A 1,398-nucleotide genomic window follows, 5' to 3' on the forward strand; every position below is an offset into this window, starting at 1 on the left:
GTGTTGTTTTATTTCGGGCTGAGCAGAATCCGTTGCTCTTTTCCCAGGTTTGCCGCCTGAGATACCGGGTCTTCTGCGAGTATCTAGGGTGGACCATCCCACATACAGATCTTCTCGAATTTGATGAATTCGATACTTCGGCCATTCACTGCGCGCTTGTTGAGGCAGGATCTGTTGTCGGCGGTTGGAGGGCTCTTCCAACAACCTCCCCTTATCTTCTGGAGAAATATTTTGCCATTCTTCTGAGAGGCGAGCCACCACCTCATTCCAAGAATGTCTGGGAGATCAGCCGATTTGCCATTGATCCATATCATCAGGATCGTTGGGAGTTTGGAAAACAGCTTGCGCACGCCTTTGTCGACTTTGGCAGCAATATCGGGGCCACAGAGCTGATTGGGGTTACAGAGCCTGCTTTCGAAAGGTTCCTTCGGGCAGCCGGCTTGGTTGTCAAGCGTACTTCAGGACCGGTTGTGATGGGATATGCAAAGGGCAAACCGGTACAGACCACGCTAATTTCCTGTCCTATTCCCAATCGCGTCTCTTCTCCCCTGCAACAGCAGGCAGTTTCTGACTTTAACCTGAGGGGAAAGTCTCATGTTAAACGCGCTTAAGAACTGTTTTCTTGGAGATCTGCCTGAATTCTCAAAAGACCCGCTGGGGTTTGTTGAAAGAATTGCGGCTGGCCAGAAAAAACCTGTTGTTTTCCAGCTCGGTGGCCGATGCACAACACTGATTTCGCGACCATCCGGAATCCGGCATGTCCTGCTGGACAAGCGGGAGCGGTATACCAAGGGCGCCGAGCAGAAAAAGATGCGGTCCCTCATGGGAGAGGGACTCATAACATCAAACGGGGACCGCTGGCAGGATGCCCGAAACGCCATGCGGACAACTTTCACGGCAGCAAACCTGACAAAAGGACTGGAACTGGCACTTGCTACCATGATGAACGAAGTCGCTCTCCTTGCTGGTCAAACAGACAGGGAAATTGACCTGAAACCTCTTCTGGGTCGAATGACTATCCGTATGGCAGCTGCCGCCCTTTTTCATGAGCGTTTCGATATCCGCACAAGTGAAATGGTTTATGAGGCGTGTCTCGTAGCGCATCATCGCCTCACAAATTCCATGATGAGTCTTGTGGATATCTCGATGTTTTTCCCTACCAGGGAGAAAAGAGAGTACCAGAAGGCTGTTTCAGACATTGAGGGCGTCATTGCGGAATTGGTCCGAAATCCAAAAGGACTGCTGAAAGATGTTCTGCCTCTGGTTGGAATATATGGGGCTGATGTTCTTCGGGATGAGTCCATCACAATGCTCATTGCTGGTTTTGAAACAACAGCTACTGCCGCGTGCTGGCTTGTCTATGCCCTTGCTGAAAATCCCCATTTGGCAGATTGGATC

At 50.6% G+C, this 1,398-nt stretch carries 2 protein-coding genes; both read left to right on the top strand.

Features of this window, described 5'->3' with window-relative positions; translation table 11 throughout:
- Positions 1–611 (top strand): GNAT family N-acetyltransferase (locus M3O22_01740; protein MDP9195484.1); only part of this gene is annotated, 611 nt, incomplete at its 5' end.
- On the top strand, positions 595–1,398 hold an 804-nt coding region (locus tag M3O22_01745), incomplete at its 3' end, for a cytochrome P450 (protein MDP9195485.1). The genes M3O22_01740 and M3O22_01745, both read left to right, overlap by 17 nt.

This window comes from Pseudomonadota bacterium, assembly GCA_030775045.1.
GTDB lineage: Bacteria > Pseudomonadota > Alphaproteobacteria > JALYJY01 > JALYJY01 > JALYJY01.